This window comes from Duganella violaceipulchra (assembly GCF_019166075.1).
GTDB lineage: Bacteria > Pseudomonadota > Gammaproteobacteria > Burkholderiales > Burkholderiaceae_D > Rugamonas > Rugamonas violaceipulchra.
Window position 1 is genome coordinate 52,045 of the sequence record NZ_JAHTGR010000017.1, and the last position, 15,782, is coordinate 67,826.

16 protein-coding genes are annotated in these 15,782 nt (G+C 62.1%); 11 read left to right on the forward strand and 5 right to left on the reverse strand.

Features of this window, described 5'->3' with window-relative positions; all coding sequences use genetic code 11:
• Positions 1 to 48: 48 nt before the first annotated feature.
• From scpC to KVP70_RS26175, 4 genes are read left to right on the forward strand one after another with little or no spacing between them, the layout of a single operon-like run.
• Positions 49 to 1,542, forward strand: coding sequence for a succinyl-CoA:acetate CoA-transferase ScpC (gene scpC, locus KVP70_RS26160; RefSeq protein WP_217945353.1), 1,494 nt, complete (start codon positions 49 to 51; stop codon positions 1,540 to 1,542).
• A 32-nt stretch (positions 1,543 to 1,574) separates the two neighbouring features.
• Positions 1,575 to 2,699, forward strand: coding sequence for a M14 family metallopeptidase (locus tag KVP70_RS26165; protein WP_217945354.1), 1,125 nt, complete (start codon positions 1,575 to 1,577; stop codon positions 2,697 to 2,699).
• Position 2,700: 1 nt separating this feature from the next.
• Complete coding sequence (locus KVP70_RS26170) at positions 2,701 to 3,165, forward strand: CYTH domain-containing protein (RefSeq protein ID WP_217945355.1); 465 nt, start codon at positions 2,701 to 2,703, stop codon at positions 3,163 to 3,165.
• Positions 3,166 to 3,193: 28 nt separating this feature from the next.
• Positions 3,194 to 3,490, forward strand: a complete 297-nt coding sequence (locus KVP70_RS26175; protein ID WP_217945356.1) for a hypothetical protein — start codon at positions 3,194 to 3,196, stop codon at positions 3,488 to 3,490.
• 73 nt (positions 3,491 to 3,563) lie between these two features.
• On the opposite strand, the gene KVP70_RS26180 is transcribed toward KVP70_RS26175, so the two are convergent.
• Positions 3,564 to 4,832, reverse strand: coding sequence for a DUF2863 family protein (locus tag KVP70_RS26180; protein ID WP_217945357.1), 1,269 nt, complete (start codon positions 4,830 to 4,832; stop codon positions 3,564 to 3,566).
• 291 nt (positions 4,833 to 5,123) lie between these two features.
• On the opposite strand from KVP70_RS26180, the gene KVP70_RS26185 reads away from it, so the two are divergent.
• The gene (locus tag KVP70_RS26185) at positions 5,124 to 5,309 is read left to right on the forward strand and encodes a hypothetical protein (RefSeq protein ID WP_217945358.1); all 186 of its coding nucleotides are present in this window, start codon (positions 5,124 to 5,126) and stop codon (positions 5,307 to 5,309) included.
• A gap of 54 nt (positions 5,310 to 5,363) precedes the next feature.
• On the opposite strand, the gene acnA is transcribed toward KVP70_RS26185, so the two are convergent.
• From acnA to KVP70_RS26205, 4 genes are all read right to left on the reverse strand, one after another.
• Positions 5,364 to 8,072 carry an aconitate hydratase AcnA gene (gene acnA, locus KVP70_RS26190; protein ID WP_217945359.1) on the reverse strand — a complete coding sequence of 903 codons (2,709 nt, stop codon included), beginning with the start codon at positions 8,070 to 8,072 and terminating at the stop codon, positions 5,364 to 5,366.
• A gap of 172 nt (positions 8,073 to 8,244) precedes the next feature.
• Positions 8,245 to 8,754: a hypothetical protein gene (locus KVP70_RS26195; protein WP_229225101.1), complete on the reverse strand. Its 510-nt coding sequence runs from the start codon at positions 8,752 to 8,754 to the stop codon at positions 8,245 to 8,247.
• Positions 8,751 to 9,755: an HpcH/HpaI aldolase/citrate lyase family protein gene (locus tag KVP70_RS26200; RefSeq protein WP_217945360.1), complete on the reverse strand. Its 1,005-nt coding sequence runs from the start codon at positions 9,753 to 9,755 to the stop codon at positions 8,751 to 8,753. The genes KVP70_RS26195 and KVP70_RS26200 overlap by 4 nt, the downstream gene beginning before the upstream one ends.
• A gap of 103 nt (positions 9,756 to 9,858) precedes the next feature.
• Positions 9,859 to 10,851 carry a malate dehydrogenase gene (locus KVP70_RS26205; protein WP_217945361.1) on the reverse strand — a complete coding sequence of 331 codons (993 nt, stop codon included), beginning with the start codon at positions 10,849 to 10,851 and terminating at the stop codon, positions 9,859 to 9,861.
• A gap of 246 nt (positions 10,852 to 11,097) precedes the next feature.
• On the opposite strand from KVP70_RS26205, the gene KVP70_RS26210 reads away from it, so the two are divergent.
• The 6 genes from KVP70_RS26210 (at position 11,098) to KVP70_RS26235 (ending at position 15,763) form a co-directional block, all read left to right on the forward strand.
• Positions 11,098 to 11,904, forward strand: coding sequence for a GntR family transcriptional regulator (locus KVP70_RS26210; protein ID WP_217945362.1), 807 nt, complete (start codon positions 11,098 to 11,100; stop codon positions 11,902 to 11,904).
• 227 nt (positions 11,905 to 12,131) lie between these two features.
• Complete coding sequence (gene sdhC, locus KVP70_RS26215) at positions 12,132 to 12,554, forward strand: succinate dehydrogenase, cytochrome b556 subunit (protein WP_026334261.1); 423 nt, start codon at positions 12,132 to 12,134, stop codon at positions 12,552 to 12,554.
• Between the two features lies 1 nt (position 12,555).
• Positions 12,556 to 12,921 carry a succinate dehydrogenase, hydrophobic membrane anchor protein gene (sdhD, locus tag KVP70_RS26220; RefSeq protein WP_026334262.1) on the forward strand — a complete coding sequence of 122 codons (366 nt, stop codon included), beginning with the start codon at positions 12,556 to 12,558 and terminating at the stop codon, positions 12,919 to 12,921.
• Between the two features lie 2 nt (positions 12,922 to 12,923).
• Entirely contained in the window at positions 12,924 to 14,702 is a 1,779-nt protein-coding gene (gene sdhA, locus KVP70_RS26225; protein WP_217945363.1) for a succinate dehydrogenase flavoprotein subunit, read from the forward strand.
• 10 nt (positions 14,703 to 14,712) lie between these two features.
• Positions 14,713 to 15,423: a succinate dehydrogenase iron-sulfur subunit gene (locus KVP70_RS26230; RefSeq protein ID WP_217945364.1), complete on the forward strand. Its 711-nt coding sequence runs from the start codon at positions 14,713 to 14,715 to the stop codon at positions 15,421 to 15,423.
• Between the two features lie 58 nt (positions 15,424 to 15,481).
• Positions 15,482 to 15,763, forward strand: a complete 282-nt coding sequence (locus KVP70_RS26235) for an FAD assembly factor SdhE (RefSeq protein ID WP_217945365.1) — start codon at positions 15,482 to 15,484, stop codon at positions 15,761 to 15,763.
• Positions 15,764 to 15,782 lie beyond the last annotated feature (19 nt).

Sequence of the window (15,782 nt, forward strand, 5' to 3'; positions counted from 1 at the left end):
CGACTGATCTTCGAATTCTATACTGAATCAAAGAATGAGGAGATCGCCATGTATGAAGACCGTATCCGCCACCAGGCGCTGATGGGAAAAGTGATGAGCGCCGCGCAGGCGGCCAAACTGTTCAAGAGCGGCATGACCGTCGGCATGAGCGGCTTCACCCGCGCCGGCGACGCCAAGGCGCTGCCGCTGGCGCTGGTCGAGCGCGCCCGCGCCGAGCCGCTGAACCTGAACCTGTTGACCGGCGCCTCGCTGGGCAACGATAGCGACGGCTTGATGGCCAACGCCGGCGTGGTGGCGCGCCGCATGCCGTTCCAGGCCGACGCCGCGCTGCGCCGTAAGATCAACGCCGGCGAGGTGATGTTCATCGACCAGCATCTGTCGGAGACGGCGGAGCAGCTGCGCTCGGGCGACCTGAAGGCGGTCGACATCGCCGTCATCGAAGCGGTGGCGATCACGCCGGACGGCGGCATCGTGCCCACCATGTCGGTCGGGAACTCGGCCAACTTCGCCCAGCAGGCGGACAAGGTGATCGTCGAGATCAACCTGAGCGCGCCGCTGGCGCTGGAGGGCTTCCACGACATCTACATTCCTGGCGCGCGTCCGCGCCGGGGCGCGATTCCCTTGCTGGCGCCGTGGCAGCGCATGGGCTGGACCTCGATTCCGGTGCACCCCGACCGCATCGCCGCCATCGTCATCACCGACAGCCCGGACAGCCCCTCGAACGCGCTGCCGCCGGACGCCGAGACCGACGCCATCGCCCGCCACGTGATCGCCTTCCTCGCGGGCGAAGTCAAGGCCGGCCGCATGGGGCCGGAGCTGCGGCCGCTGCAGGCGGGGATAGGCACCATCGCCAACGCGGTGCTGCATGGCCTGATCGATTCGCCGTTCCGTCACATGACCATGTATTCGGAAGTGCTGCAGGACAGCGCGATCGAGCTGCTCGACTCGGGCCAGCTGGATATGGCGTCGGCGTCGTCGATCACGCTGTCGGCGGCGATGCATGAAAAATTCATCCGCAACATCGAGCAGTACCGCGAGCGCATCGTGCTGCGGCCACAGGAGATCAGCAACCATCCCGAGGTGGTGCGGCGGCTGGGGCTCATCGCGCTGAACACGGCGCTGGAGTTCGACATCTACGGCAACGTCAATTCCACCCATGTCGGCGGCACGCATATGATGAACGGCATCGGCGGTTCGGGCGATTTCGCGCGCAACGCCCAGATCTCGATGTTCGTCAGTAAATCGGTGGCCAAGGGCGGCGCCATTTCCAGCGTGGTGCCGTTTGCCGCCCATGTCGACCACACCGAGCATGACGTCGACGTGCTGGTGACGGAATGGGGCCTGGCCGACCTGCGCGGCCTGGCGCCGCGCGAACGGGCGCCGCTGATCATCGAACACTGCGCCCATCCCGACTATCGCCCGCAGCTGCGCGCCTACCTGGCCGCGGCGCTCAAGCGCGGCGGCCAGACGCCGCACGTGCTGGAGCAGGCCTTGTCCTGGCATGCCCGCTATCAGACGGAAGGGAGCATGCTGGTAAAATAGCGTCATCGGCATTCACTTCATATTGGATCGACATGACTATCAAAATCAGCCAAAACTTCGACTCCGGCGCCATCGAGGTGCTGCGCGCGGACAGCGCGGCGGAGATCGAACTGAATCTGCGCAAGGACTCGCACGCCGACATCCACCAGTGGTTCCACTTCCGCCTGCAGGGCGCGCGTGGCCAGCAGGTGCGCATGCGCTTCCTGAATGCGGGCCAGGCCACCTACGCCAAGGGTTACGAGGACTACCAGGCCGTCGCCAGCTACGACACCGAAAACTGGTTCCGCGTGCCGACCGCCTTCGACGGCGAGGTCATGACCATCAAGCACACGCCGGAAACCGACAGCGTCTACTACGCCTACTTCGAGCCGTATTCGTTCGAGCGCCACCTGCGCCTGCTGGGCGAAGTGGCCGAGCACCCGCTGGCCCGCGTGCAGGATCTGGGCAACACCATCGACGGCCGCGACATGAATCTGGTGGTCATCGGCAAGCCGGAAGCGGAGAAGAAAATCTGGGTCATCGCGCGCCAGCACCCGGGCGAATCGATGGCCGAGTGGTTCGTCGAAGGCCTGATCGATTCGCTGCTGGACGACGCCAATCCGATCGCCCGCAAGCTGCTGCAGCGCTGCGTGTTCTACATCGTGCCGAACATGAACCCGGACGGCTCGGTGCGCGGCAACCTGCGCACCAACGCCTCGGGCGCCAACCTCAATCGCGAGTGGATGACGCCATCGGTCGAGCGCAGCCCGGAAGTGCTGGTCGTGAAGCAGAAGATGCACGAAACCGGCATCGACATGTTCTTCGACATCCACGGCGACGAGGCGCTGCCGTACAACTTCGTGGCCGGCAACGAGATGCTGGAGAACTTCAGCGAAGAGCGCCGCGTCAAGCAGCAGGCCTTCATCGACCGCTACAAGAACGCCAGCCCGGACTTCCAGGACAAATACGGCTACGCCGCCAGCAAGTACAAGGAAGACATGCTGACCCTGGCGTCCAAGTACGTCGGCCACCACTTCGGCTGCCTGGCGCTGACGCTGGAGATGCCGTTCAAGGACAACGCCGACCTGCCGGACCCGCACGTGGGCTGGAACGGCGCCCGCAGCGCGGCGCTGGGCGCGTCCATCCTGCAGCCTATCCTGCTGTCGCTGGACGCCTGAGATGGGCATTGAAATCGAGCGCAAGTTCCTGCTGCGCGGCGATGCGTGGAAAAGTCTTGGCGAGCCGGTGTTTTTTCGCCAGGGCTATCTGTCGTCGCACAAAGACCGCGTGGTGCGGGTGCGCATTGAGGGCGATCGGGCGGTGATGACGATCAAGGGCCGCAACGTCGGCGCCACCCGCGGCGAGTGGGAGTATCCGATCCCGATGGCCGACGCCGCCGAGTTGCTGGACCGTTTGTGCGAACAGCCGCTGATCGAAAAATACCGTCGCTGCATCAGCTACGCGGGCAACGTGTGGGAGGTCGACGAGTTCCTCGGCGCGAACGCCGGACTGGTCGTGGCCGAGATCGAATTGAGCTCGGAAGACCAGGTCTTCGACAAGCCGGACTGGATCGGCGACGAAGTCACGGATGACCTGCGCTACCTCAACTCGAGCCTGATAAAGCATCCGTTTTCGGCTTGGTAGCGCTCAGGATTTGTACTAAGCTGGTTAGATGGACAACGAGCGATTTGCCGTACTTGAGGCGCACTACAATGCCATCCTGCCGACGCTGGCGACGAAGGCGGACATTGAGGCTTTGCGTGCCGAAATGCACAAGATGTCGGCGGATACGCATAAGTGGATGGTTGCCAGCCTGATCGGCTTGTTTATCGGTTTTGGCGGACTCGGCATCACGCTCGGTCAGATTTTGAAGCCGCAGGCGCAATCGGCGGCCATGCAGATGGCCGCCCAGCAGCCGCAGCCCATTATCATCTACTTGCCGCAACCACTGCCGGCACCAAAAAAATAAGAAAAAGGCGGGGTCAGTTCCGGCAACGTGCCACGCGTGGCACGTTGCCGGAACTGACCCCGCCTTTTTTTCATCAGTGGAAGTGCTCGGTGCCGCTAGGCGTATCCTCGGGCATTTCCGCGTGCGCCAGTTCGCCGACCGGGTCGGCAAACAGCGGCGCGCCGCAATCGTCGCAGAACTCGGCCACGAAACGCTCGCTGTGCTTCTTGATCTGCGTGATGCCGGCCTCGTTCAGGTTGTTGATGATTTCCTCCACCGGCGTCACCGGCTGCTGCACGATGCCGCCCGGACCGCCTTGCAGCGGACCTTCCGGCGGCGTGCCTTCCTCATCTTCCTGCCCGTACAGCGGCCACACCACGCCGTAGATCACGTCCGGCGACGAACGCTGCGTGAACGCCACGCGGTATTCGTCGATCTGGCCGTCGGCGTTTTCCTCGCCGAAGCCGGCGATCACCGCGCGCAGTTCGGACGGCTCGACCGCCAGCGTATGCGTCAGGTAATGCACGGCAGCGCGGATCGACACCGGGCGGATCAATTTGTCCGCCTCGCGGCAGGCCATGTAGTAAGCCTCCGGCAGCAGCAGCTCGACGCCGCAACCCGGCAGCAAACGGTTGATGGTCGGCGTGACCTGCGCGCGCCACTGCTCCAGCGCGTTGGTGCGTTCGGTCACGAAGTTGGCCTGGTTGGCCGGCATCTGCCAGCGGAACAGCGGGCCGCCCGCCGGCGTCACCACGGCCACCAGCAGGTAGCGGGTGTCGGCCAGGAAGGGCGCCGTCTCCGGCACCTTGGTGTCGGGCTTCAGCACAGTGCCCTTGAGCGCGGCCTGCGCCAGCTTGTGCACCTTGGCATAGGTCTCGACATGGCTGCGCGGCAGCTGGTCGATCGAGAACAGCGTCGGCGACATCGCCATGTGCGTGCCGTCGGCCAGCAGGTGGGCCGAGAAGTGCGCCGACAGCGTGCTCAGGATATCAGCCGGGATCGCGCCCGAGGCGATGGCGAAGCGGGTCCACGCCAGGATGGGCGCGGCCACCAGCAGCACGTCGTACTGCTTGGCGACGCCGTCGGTTTCGATAGTGATGCTGCTCGACTCGCTGACCGCTTCCACGCCATCCATCAACACGTCGTACGCGTTCAGGTCTTCCTTGAACAGGCTGTTCAAGGTCGAATCGATGGTTTCCTGGTGACCGGTCTTGAGGAGTTTGTGGAGCTGCGCATCGAGGCTGTGTTCCCAGGCCCGCTCTTCGATACGGCTGGCCGCCTGCCCAACTGCGAGGGCATAGGTGACCAAGCGCTGGCTCTCGGCAGACAATTTATGGGATGAATCTTTATTTGGACGACGCATAGCGCAATAAGAGTCTCATAAAAGTGGATAAAGCGGATCAGTCATGCAGATGATAACCCTTATGGACCGTATTGTAGTTGATTCGCCCGGCAGCCTCATATTAGTTCTGAACGAAGCGCTAAATTGCCGCCCGGCGACAAAGTTTGCGCAAGCCGGGAACGCGGCGCCCCCGGTCGCCATCTAATGCCGCACAAACAGTTATCAGACGGGAAGCCCCGGCATGCAAGACCATCCCAGCCTTCCGCTTTCCCCGGACGTTCCTGGGCCATCCGGTGGCGGCCAAGGCCAGATATGCCTTCCCGACCCGACAAGCTGCAATCGCAGGAAGACGTGCTGCGCTTCGCCGGTGCCGTCGGCCTTCATGTCGTGAGTGTGATGAGGACGCTCTTGGCGGCCACGCTGCTGGCGCTGGCCGGCGGCGCGGCCGCCTACCTGAAGCAGGCCAACGGCACGCCGGATTGCAATGGCGTGAAATAAAAAAACGCCCTGGGGCCGAGGCCGCAGGGCGTTTTTTAGGTGGAGCTTAAAGAATTAAGCAGCCAGCAGCTGACGCAGCACGAATGGCAGGATACCGCCATGCTTGTAGTAGTCGACTTCGATCGGGGTGTCGATACGCAGCAGCACTTTGACTTCCTGTGCCGGCTTGCCTTCGCGATGGATGACCAGGGTAGCCAGTTGCTGTGGCTTGATCTCGCCTTCCAGGCCCTTCAGGTCGTAGACTTCCTTGCCGGTGATGCCCAGCGATTCAACGCTGTCGTTGCCGATGAATTGCAGCGGCAGCACGCCCATGCCGACCAGGTTCGAGCGGTGGATACGTTCGAACGAACGCACGATCACAGCCTTCACGCCCAGCAGCTGGGTGCCCTTGGCTGCCCAGTCGCGCGACGAGCCGGTGCCGTACTCTTCGCCGCCGAACACCATGGTTGGCGTGCCTTCAGCAACATACTTCATCGCCGCGTCGTAGATCGACAGCTGTTCGCCGGTCGGCTGGTGAATCGTGATGCCGCCTTCAACCGCCGAACCGTCCGCCTTGGCAGGAATCATGCGGTTCTTGATGCGCACGTTGGCGAAGGTGCCGCGCATCATGATCTCGTGGTTGCCGCGACGCGAGCCGTAGGAGTTGAAGTCCGCCTTCATCACGCCGTTGGCCAGCAGCCATTTGCCCGCTGGACCGTCTTCCTTGATCGAGCCGGCAGGGGAGATGTGGTCGGTGGTGATCGAATCGCCGAACACGCCCAGCGCGCGCGCGCCGGTGATGCCGGTGGCGGCCGCTTTCGGGACCATCTCGAAGCCGTCGAAGAACGGCGGCTCGGCGATGTAGGTCGATGCAGGCCAGTTGTAGACATTGCCTTCGGTCGACGACACATGTTCCCACAGCTTGCCCGGGTTGCCCTTGACGTCGGCGTAGTTCGACTTGAACACTTTCGAGTTCATCGCGAACTTCATCAGCTTGGCGATCTCTTTCGAGGTCGGCCAGATGTCGCCCAGGTACACGTCCTTGCCGTCCTTGCCCTTGCCAACTGGCTGGGTCATCAGGTCGACGGTCATGTTGCCGGCGATGGCGTAGGCCACCACCAGCGGTGGCGATGCCAGGAAGTTCGAGCGAATGTTCGGGTGAATCCGCGCTTCGAAGTTGCGGTTACCGGACAGCACGGCCGAAGCGACGATATCGTTGTTGCTGATGGCGGCGTTCAGTTCCGGGGTCAGGTCGCCGGCGTTACCGATGCAGGTGGTGCAACCGTAGGCGGTCACGCCGAAGCCCAGTTGCTCCATGTATGGCAGCAGGCCGGCGGCGGTCAGGTACTCGGTCACCACGCGCGAGCCAGGCGCCAGCGAGGTCTTGATGTGCGGAGCGACGGTCAGGCCGGCTTCGACAGCTTTCTTCGCCAGCAGGCCGGCGGCCAGCAGCACGCTCGGGTTCGAGGTGTTGGTGCACGAGGTGATCGCAGCGATCAGCACGTCGCCGTTTTTCACGTTCACGCCGTTGGTGGTGGTGTAGGTCTTGTTCAGGTCTTCGGCTTTTTTGTTGAAGCCGTTGTCGGTGGTCGGCTTCGAGAACAGTTCGGTGAAGTTGTTCTTGACGTTGCCGATTTCGATACGATCCTGTGGACGCTTAGGGCCAGCCAGGGAAGGCGTAACGCTGGTCAGGTTCAGTTCCACCACGCGGGTGTAGTCGATGTCGCCGGCCTTGGGCACGCCGTACAGGCCCTGGGCCTTGAAGTAGGCGGCGAAGGCGGCGATTTCGTCCTTGGTGCGGCCGGTGCCTTCGAAGTATTCGATGGTGGCGTCGTCAACCGGGAAGAAGCCCATGGTCGCGCCGTATTCAGGCGCCATGTTGGCGATGGTGGCGCGGTCGGTCAGCGACAGCGTCTCGGTGCCTTCGCCGAAGAACTCGACGAACTTGCCGACGACTTTTTCCTTGCGCAGCAGTTCGGTGATGGTCAGTACCAGATCGGTCGCGGTGCAGCCTTCGCGCAGGATGCCGGTCAGGTTCACGCCGATCACGTCCGGGGTCAGGAAGTAGACTGGCTGGCCCAGCATGCCGGCTTCCGCCTCGATGCCGCCCACGCCCCAGCCGACCACGCCGATGCCGTTGATCATGGTGGTGTGCGAGTCGGTGCCGACCAGGGTGTCCGGGTAGTAGACGCCGTCAGCGGTCTTGTGCACGCCGCGCGCCAGGTATTCCAGGTTGACCTGGTGGACGATGCCGAAGCCGGGAGGCACGACGCCGAAGGTGTCGAAGGCTTGCATGCCCCACTTCATGAACTGGTAGCGCTCGTTGTTGCGCGAGAATTCCAGCTTCATGTTCAGGTCCAGCGCGCCTTTTTCACGGAAGTGATCGATGGTGACCGAGTGGTCGACCACCAGGTCAACTGGGACCAGCGGTTCGATCTTCTTGGCGTTGATGCCCATCTTGTAGGCGACGTTGCGCATCGCGGCCAGGTCGGCCAGCAGTGGTACGCCGGTGAAGTCCTGCAGCACCACGCGGGCGACTACGAACGGGATTTCGTCGGTACGGTCGGCGGTCGCGCCCCAGTTGGCCAGCTGCTTGACGTGTTCTTCGGTGACTTTTTTGCCGTCGCAGTTACGCAGCACGGATTCCAGCACAACACGGATCGATACCGGCAGGCGGGAGATTTTGGCGCCCAGGCTCTTTTCCAGGGCTGGCAGGGAGTAGAACTTGCCCTTTTTGCCGGAAATGTTGAAATCCTTAAGCGTGTTCAGAGTGTTGCGGGACATGACCTCTCCTTCGTGGGTATCGTCTATTATTGAAGTTAAAACCGTGGTGCTGGCGCCCGTGCCGGCGCGCCCCTTTGGAACTAGACCACCCCGCACTTCGCTGCGGCCGGGGTCTGACCCCGCATGGGGTCAGACCCCTTCGGTTTGGGGTTGGTTTGAATCTAAAACGGTATTACTGAATCGTGATCTTGGTGCTGGTCGGCTCGGTGGCGCTCGGGGCGACCGGCTTCAGTTGCTCGGCGTTGCGGCATTCATTGGCCAGCTGGCGGTTCTGCTTGGAGTCCAGCAGCATGCCCTTGGCCGGAATGCCGATCCAGATCAGGCCGTACAAGCGGTTTTCGAAACGCTGCGCGCCGGTGGTGGTGCCCACGCGGGTCAGGCGGTGCAGGCGCTTCTTCCAGCGCAGCGCGATGTGCGCTTCGTCGTTGGTGTTGGCGTAGATGGTGATCTTGTTGCCCAGTTCGCAGTCGAAGTCGGTCACGGCCGCGTCGGTGACGGCCGGCTCGTCGGCGTCTTCATCCGGCGCCTTGGTTTCGACCGGCTTGGCGGCGGCTTTGGACTTGCCCGCCTTCTTGACGGATTTCTTGGCTGGCTCGGTGCTCTGCGCTTGCGCGCCGGCGGCCAGGGTCATGGAGGCCAGCGCGAAGCTGCAGGCCAGGAGTAGTTTGGAGATGGACGTCATGGTGTTTCCAGTGTGGGGTCGGTGGGGCTGCCGTTCATCAGCGTGGTGGCGGACTCGGGCAAGCTCAGCCCGGCCAGCTTGGCGCGCTGTAAAACGGTCCAATAGTATCTGTAGCTTGCACGGTCATGCAAGCGCCCGTTTTGGGAAATTGGCCCCCATTGCTTCGCCTCTGCTTCAAGCAGGATGGCGGCCGCCTCGCTGACCTCGGACAGGCGCGGCGTGAAGGTCTTGATAATTGGTTTGATCTGGTTCGGGTGGATGCTCCACATGCGCGTGTAGCCGAATTCGGCGGCGGCGCGCTGGGCATCGTTGGCGGCGACCGCCGTGTCCTTGATTTCGGTGGTCACGTTATGCGACGGCACCTTGCCGTGCGCGTGGCAGGCGGCGGCGATCTCCAGCTTGGCGCGCACCACCAGCGGGTGCGTGAACTGGCCCGGCGTGCGCATCGCGTTGGCGGGAATCGCGCCGTAGTGCGAGGAGACGAAATCCATGATGCCGAACGACAGGCACTGCACCTGGGGCAGGGCGGCGATGTCGTAGGCTTCGCGCAGCGCGCCGTGGGTTTCGATCAGCACGTGCACCGGCAGGTCCTTGCGGCCGGCCTTGGCGGCGTGGGTGTTGATCAACTTGATGGCGGCCGCCACTTCCTTGGCGCCGTGCACCTTGGGCAGCACGATATAGGCCAGGCGCTGGGCGGCGGCGCAGATGATCTCCACGTCCTGCGCGAAGAACGGGCTGGCGACATCGTGCACGCGGGCGCCGATGCGGTTGAATTTGTTATCGTCCGACAGCAGCAGTTCCGCCACCAGGCGGGCGTGGGCTTCCTCGTTGCCGGCGCTGGCGCCGTCTTCGCAATCGAGGGTGATGTCGAACAGGGGGCCAAGCTCTTGTTGCAGGGCGATCGATTTGCGCATCAGCTTTTCGGAGCCGGCGTAATGGTCGCAGGCCGGCAGCAGCAGCGGCTGGCGATTGCCCTGGAATAAAACCTCGGATGGGTGCATGCGGGAATCTTGAGTAGATACAGACACCGCGCTGCTCTCGGCAGCGCGGCGGGTGCGGCGGATCGGTGGTTTAACCGGTTCCACTTGCGGGTGGTGTCAGAACTTAGGCTGGCAGCAGGTGCTTGACGCCTTCGCGCTCTTCGGTCAGTTCTTTCAGCGTCAGGTTGATGCGCTCTTGCGAGAAGGCGTCGATTTCCAGGCCCTGGACGATTTTGTATTCGCCGTTTTCGGTGGTCACCGGGAAGCCGAACATGGTGCCTTCAGGGATGCCATACGAACCATCCGAAGGAACGCCCATGGTGGTCCACTTGCCGGCGGTGCCGACGTGCCAGTCGTGCATGTGGTCGATGGCGGCGTTGGCTGCCGATGCTGCCGACGACAGGCCGCGTGCTTCGATGATCGCTGCGCCGCGCTTGCCGACGGTTGGCAGGAAGGTGTTGGCGTTCCATTCCTGGTCGTTGATCAGGTCCTTGACGGCCTTGCCGTTCACGGTAGCGAAACGGTAGTCGGCGTACATGGTAGGCGAGTGGTTGCCCCATACGCACAGCTTTTCGATGTCCTTGACGGCGGTGCCGGTCTTGGCAGCCACTTGCGACAGCGCGCGGTTGTGGTCCAGGCGCAGCATGGCGGTGAAGTTCTTGGCCGGCAGCGAAGGCGCCGATTTCATGGCGATGTAGGCGTTGGTGTTGGCTGGGTTGCCGACCACCAGTACTTTGACGTTGCGCGATGCGACAGCGTCCAGCGCCTTGCCTTGTACGGTGAAGATCTGGGCGTTCGCTTCCAGCAGGTCTTTACGTTCCATGCCTGGGCCGCGTGGACGGGCGCCAACCAGCACTGCGTGATCGACATCCTTGAAGGCGGTCATCGGGTCGGAGTGGGCGGTCATCTCGGTCAGCAGCGGGAAGGCGCAGTCGTCGATTTCCATCATGACGCCCTTGAGTGCTTTCTGGGCTTTCTCGTCGGCGATTTCCAGCAATTGCAGAATGACTGGTTGGTCTTTGCCCAGCATGTCGCCGTTGGCGATGCGGAACAGCAGAGCGTAACCGATTTGACCGGCGGCGCCGGTGACAGCGACACGCATTGGGGTTTTAGCCATGATGAATCTCCAAAGTGGGAATTAAAACGTTCTCGAAGCTGGACCGGTGCCGGTCCGGGAAATCGTAATCATACTGCAAATTGAGCGCTTAGAATGGTTGCCGAGGCGTTAGCTAATGCGTCTCGCCGGGGAGTGTAGGCGTGTGGCAGGTATCTGTCAATCCTATCTTATGTCTTATATAAGACAGATAAGTTATTGCTTGTTTTTGCTGGACGGCACCGGGCATTTGTGGTGAAATCTTGGTCTATGAATTCCGTCCCGCCCAATCCGAACAGCAATTCCACCGTCAGCAACGGCGGGGCTGCCGAACCGTCTGCGGGCTCCGCAGCCGCGCCGTCGCCGACTTTCTCCCCACTGTACCAGCAAATCAAGGCGCTCATCACGCAAAGCCTGCAATCGGGCGAGTGGAAACCGGGTGAATTGATCCCCAGCGAGGTGGAGCTGGCCAACCGCTTCAAAGTCAGCCAGGGCACGGTGCGTAAGGCGATCGACGAACTGGCGGCGGAAAACCTGGTGATGCGCAAGCAGGGCAAGGGCACCTTCGTGTCCACCCACCATGAGGCGCGCGCCCATTTCCGCTTCCTGCGCCTGATGCCCGACGAGGGCGTGCCGCACTACCCCGAAAGCAAATTCATCGAAGTCAAGCGCATGCGCGCGCCGGCCGACGTGGCGCGCCTGCTCGACCTGAAGTCCGGCGACGCCGTCATCTTCATCAAGCGTGTGCAATCGTTCGACAGCCTGCCGACCATCGTCGAGGAGCTGTGGTTGCCGGGCATGACCTTCAAGGGACTGACCGCCGAGCGCCTGGTGGAATACAAGGGCCCGATGTACGGCCTGTTCGAATCCGAATTCGGCACCCGCATGATACGCGCGACGGAAAAGATCCGCGCCGTCTGCGCCGGCGCCGATGACGCCGAATTGCTGCATGTTCCCGTCAATACGCCCTTGCTGGCGTCCGAGCGTGTGTCGTTCACCTATGGCGACAAGGCGGTGGAATTGCGCCGTGGCTTGTACTCCACCGAGCGCCATCATTATCACAATGAGTTGAATTAGGAGACCCTGGAGCAGCTTGACACCCGCTTCAGGCAGCGCGAACAGGGCGCCGTCACACCCCGGTAGCATTGTTGCGCTGATAATACGTTGAGCTACAGAAAGTAGCCGTCGCATAGTGTCGCCAAACACTATTTTAGTTATATGTAACAATAGATATTGGTTATGAGTGCGAAAATCGGCGAAAATCGCAGTCTCGATATTTTTGTTTAAGCTTAGGAGGTCTTGTTATGTCAGAAGCCGTAAGGGAAACCCCAAAAAAAGAACGGCCGGAGTTCCGTAACATTCATGTTACCGAATTGTCCAACTACCGCATGCCTTTGGCGAGTATTGTATCCATCCTGCACCGCATCAGCGGCTTCATGATGTTTGCACTGCTGCCTTTCGTGCTTTATCTGTTGGAGCAGAGCTTGCGCTCCGAGATCTCCTTCGCCTACTACCAGGGGATTGTTTCCTACCCGCTGGTCAAACTGATCATCCTGGCCCTGGTCTGGGGTTATATGCATCACTTCTGCGCTGGCGTGCGCCACCTGGTGATGGATGCCCACATCGGCCTGGACAAGGATTCCGCCCGCAAATCGTCCGTTGGCGTGCTGGTCGTCAGCCTGACGCTGACCGCGATCGTCGCCCTCAAATTGTTTGGAGTTTTCTGAGATGGCAAATAACAATATTGGTCCAAAACGCCTGGTCGTCGGCGCCGGCTACGGCATGCGCGATTGGCTGGCACAACGCGTGACCGCCGTGATGATGGTGCTGTACACCGCTATCCTGCTGATTTCCTTCCTGACCGGCCAGAACTTCACCTATGAAGGCTGGGCTGGCCTGTTCGCGCAACAATGGTTCAAGCTGATCAGCGCCGTGACCCTGTTCGGCCTGTTCTTCCACGCCTGGATTGGCGTGCGCGACATCTGGATGGACTACGTCAAAGCCGTCGGCCTTCGCCTGACCCTGCAAATCGCCACCATCCTGTGGTTGGTCGCTTGTGCCGTTTGGTCGGTACAGATACTCTGGAGTGTGTAATCGTGGCAGCTATCAAATCTGCAATCCCTACCCGCCGCTTTGACGCGGTAATCGTCGGCGCCGGCGGCTCCGGCATGCGCGCATCCCTGCAACTGGCTGAAGCCGGTCTGAACGTGGCGGTGCTGTCGAAAGTTTTCCCTACCCGTTCGCACACCGTGGCGGCGCAGGGCGGCATCGGCGCATCGCTGGGCAATATGGCGGAAGACAACTGGTTCTGGCACATGTTCGACACCGTCAAGGGCGGCGACTACCTGGGCGACCAGGATGCGATCGAATTCATGTGCCGCGAAGCACCGAAGGTCGTCTACGAGCTGGAACACTTCGGCATGCCGTTCGACCGCAATCCTGACGGCACCATCTACCAGCGTCCGTTCGGCGGCCACACCGCCAACTTCGGCGAGAAAGCCGTGCAGCGCGCCTGCGCCGCGGCCGACCGTACCGGCCACGCACTGCTGCACACGCTGTACCAGCGCAACGTCCGCGCCCGCACCCACTTCTTCGTTGAGTGGATGGCGATCGACATCATCCGCGACGCCGAAGGCGACGTGGTCGGCGTGGTGGCACTGGAAATGGAAACCGGCGAAACGATGATCCTGGAAGCGAAGACCACCATCTTCGCCACCGGCGGCGCAGGCCGCATCTTCGCCGCATCGACCAACGCCTTCATCAACACCGGCGACGGCATGGGCATGGCGGCACGCGCCGGCCTGCCGCTGCAGGACATGGAGTTCTGGCAGTTCCACCCGACCGGCGTGGCCGGCGCGGGCGTCCTGATCACCGAGGGTGTACGCGGCGAGGGCGGTATCCTGATCAACTCCGAAGGCGAACGCTTCATGGAGCGCTACGCTCCGACGCTGAAGGATCTGGCGCCGCGCGACTTCGTGTCGCGCTCGATGGACCAGGAGATCAAGGAAGGCCGCGGCTGCGGTCCGAACAAGGATCACGTCATGCTGGACCTGCGCCACATCGGCGCCGACACCATCGCCAAGCGCCTGCCGTCGATTCTGGAAATCGGCCACAAGTTCGCCAACGTCGACGCGACCAAGGAACCGATCCCGGTCGTGCCAACCATCCACTACCAGATGGGCGGTATTCCAACCAACATCCACGGCCAGGTCGTCACGCCTGGCGCCGACGGTTCGCAGAAGGTCGTCAACGGCCTGTACGCGATCGGCGAATGCGCCTGCGTCTCGGTGCACGGCGCCAACCGCCTGGGCACCAACTCGCTGCTGGACTTGCTGGTCTTCGGCCGCGCTGCCGGCAACCACGTGGTCGCGTCCAACCTGAAGCAGAAAGAGAACAAGCCTCTGCCGAAGGACGCCGCCGACTTCGCGCTGGGCCGCCTGAACAAGCTGGAAACCTCGACCGGCTCGGAAAAAGTGCAGGGCGTCGCCAACGACATCCGCGCCACGATGCAGAAGTACTGCGGCGTGTTCCGTACCGACGAAATGCTGACCCAGGGCGCCAAGGAAATCATGGTGCTCGACGAGCGTCGCAAGCACGTGTCGTTCAAGGACAAATCCATGGTGTTCAACACCGCGCGCGTCGAAGCGCTGGAACTGGACAACCTGATCGAAACCGCGAAAGCGACGATCACGTCGGCCGTGGCCCGCAAGGAATCGCGCGGCGCCCACGCCCACAACGATTTCCCGCAACGCGACGACGACAACTGGATGAAGCACACCCTGTGGTATTCGGAAGGCAACCGACTGGAATACAAAGCGGTCGTTACCAAGCCATTGACGGTTGATACCTTCAAACCGAAACCACGTACTTTCTAAGGGCTAGAACATGGCACGCACTCTCAAACTGAAAATTTATCGTTACGATCCGGACCAGGACGCCAAGCCGTACATGCAGGACGTGACGGTCGAGCTGAAAGACACCGACAAGATGCTGCTCGACGCACTGCAGCGCATCAAGTCCGACGTCGACGACTCGCTGGCCCTGCGCCGCTCGTGCCGCGAAGGCGTGTGCGGTTCGGACGCGATGAACATCAACGGTAAAAACGGCCTGGCCTGCACCACCAACCTGAACGAGCTGAGCGAGCCTATCGTGCTGCGCCCGCTGCCAGGCCTGCCGGTGATCCGCGACCTGATCGTCGACATGACCCAGTTCTTCAAGCAGTACGATTCGATCAAGCCTTACCTGATCAACGATTCGATCCGTCCAGAAAAAGAACGCCTGCAATCGCCGACCGAGCGCGAAGAGCTCGACGGCCTGTACGAGTGCATCCTGTGCGCCTGCTGCTCGACGTCGTGCCCATCGTTCTGGTGGAATCCGGACAAGTTCGTCGGCCCGGCCGGCCTGCTGCAAGCCTACCGCTTCATCGCCGACTCGCGCGACGAAGCCACCGGCGCGCGCCTGGACAACCTGGAAGATCCTTACCGCCTGTTCCGTTGCCACTCGATCATGAACTGCGTCGACGTTTGCCCTAAGGGTCTGAACCCGAACAAGGCGATCGGCAAGATCAAGGAATTGATGGTCCGCCGCGCGATCTAAGCGGCACCACACGGGCGGCGGCCTCGCCGCCCGTTTTCGTATAAAGTAGCACATCCATATGACTGAACCGAACAGCTCAGCGCATCAGGCCGACCCCGCCAACCGAGCACGCCTGCGGTGGCGTTCCCGCCGGGGCCTGCTGGAAAACGACATTATCCTGACCCGTTTTCTCGATGCGCATGAAACCGAATTGACCGACGAAGAAGTGGACGCGTTCACGCGGCTCCTCGATTTGTCGGACAATGACCTGATGGATCTGGTACTGGCCCGCAAGGAGCCCCAAGGCGAGGTCGACCTGCCGCATGTGCACGCACTGCTGCAGCGACTGCGTCGCGCGTAACGACACACCCAGAAAAGTT

Coding starts and splice junctions, on each gene's coding strand:
- scpC (WP_217945353.1), top strand. CDS start 49: ATGTATGAAGACCGTATCCGCCACCAGGCGCTGATGGGAAAAGTGATG.
- KVP70_RS26165 (WP_217945354.1), top strand. CDS start 1,575: ATGACTATCAAAATCAGCCAAAACTTCGACTCCGGCGCCATCGAGGTG.
- KVP70_RS26170 (WP_217945355.1), top strand. CDS start 2,701: ATGGGCATTGAAATCGAGCGCAAGTTCCTGCTGCGCGGCGATGCGTGG.
- KVP70_RS26175 (WP_217945356.1), top strand. CDS start 3,194: ATGGACAACGAGCGATTTGCCGTACTTGAGGCGCACTACAATGCCATC.
- KVP70_RS26180 (WP_217945357.1), bottom strand. CDS start 4,832: ATGCGTCGTCCAAATAAAGATTCATCCCATAAATTGTCTGCCGAGAGC.
- KVP70_RS26185 (WP_217945358.1), top strand. CDS start 5,124: ATGCCTTCCCGACCCGACAAGCTGCAATCGCAGGAAGACGTGCTGCGC.
- acnA (WP_217945359.1), bottom strand. CDS start 8,072: ATGTCCCGCAACACTCTGAACACGCTTAAGGATTTCAACATTTCCGGC.
- KVP70_RS26195 (WP_229225101.1), bottom strand. CDS start 8,754: ATGACGTCCATCTCCAAACTACTCCTGGCCTGCAGCTTCGCGCTGGCC.
- KVP70_RS26200 (WP_217945360.1), bottom strand. CDS start 9,755: ATGCACCCATCCGAGGTTTTATTCCAGGGCAATCGCCAGCCGCTGCTG.
- KVP70_RS26205 (WP_217945361.1), bottom strand. CDS start 10,851: ATGGCTAAAACCCCAATGCGTGTCGCTGTCACCGGCGCCGCCGGTCAA.
- KVP70_RS26210 (WP_217945362.1), top strand. CDS start 11,098: ATGAATTCCGTCCCGCCCAATCCGAACAGCAATTCCACCGTCAGCAAC.
- sdhC (WP_026334261.1), top strand. CDS start 12,132: ATGTCAGAAGCCGTAAGGGAAACCCCAAAAAAAGAACGGCCGGAGTTC.
- sdhD (WP_026334262.1), top strand. CDS start 12,556: ATGGCAAATAACAATATTGGTCCAAAACGCCTGGTCGTCGGCGCCGGC.
- KVP70_RS26230 (WP_217945364.1), top strand. CDS start 14,713: ATGGCACGCACTCTCAAACTGAAAATTTATCGTTACGATCCGGACCAG.
- KVP70_RS26235 (WP_217945365.1), top strand. CDS start 15,482: ATGACTGAACCGAACAGCTCAGCGCATCAGGCCGACCCCGCCAACCGA.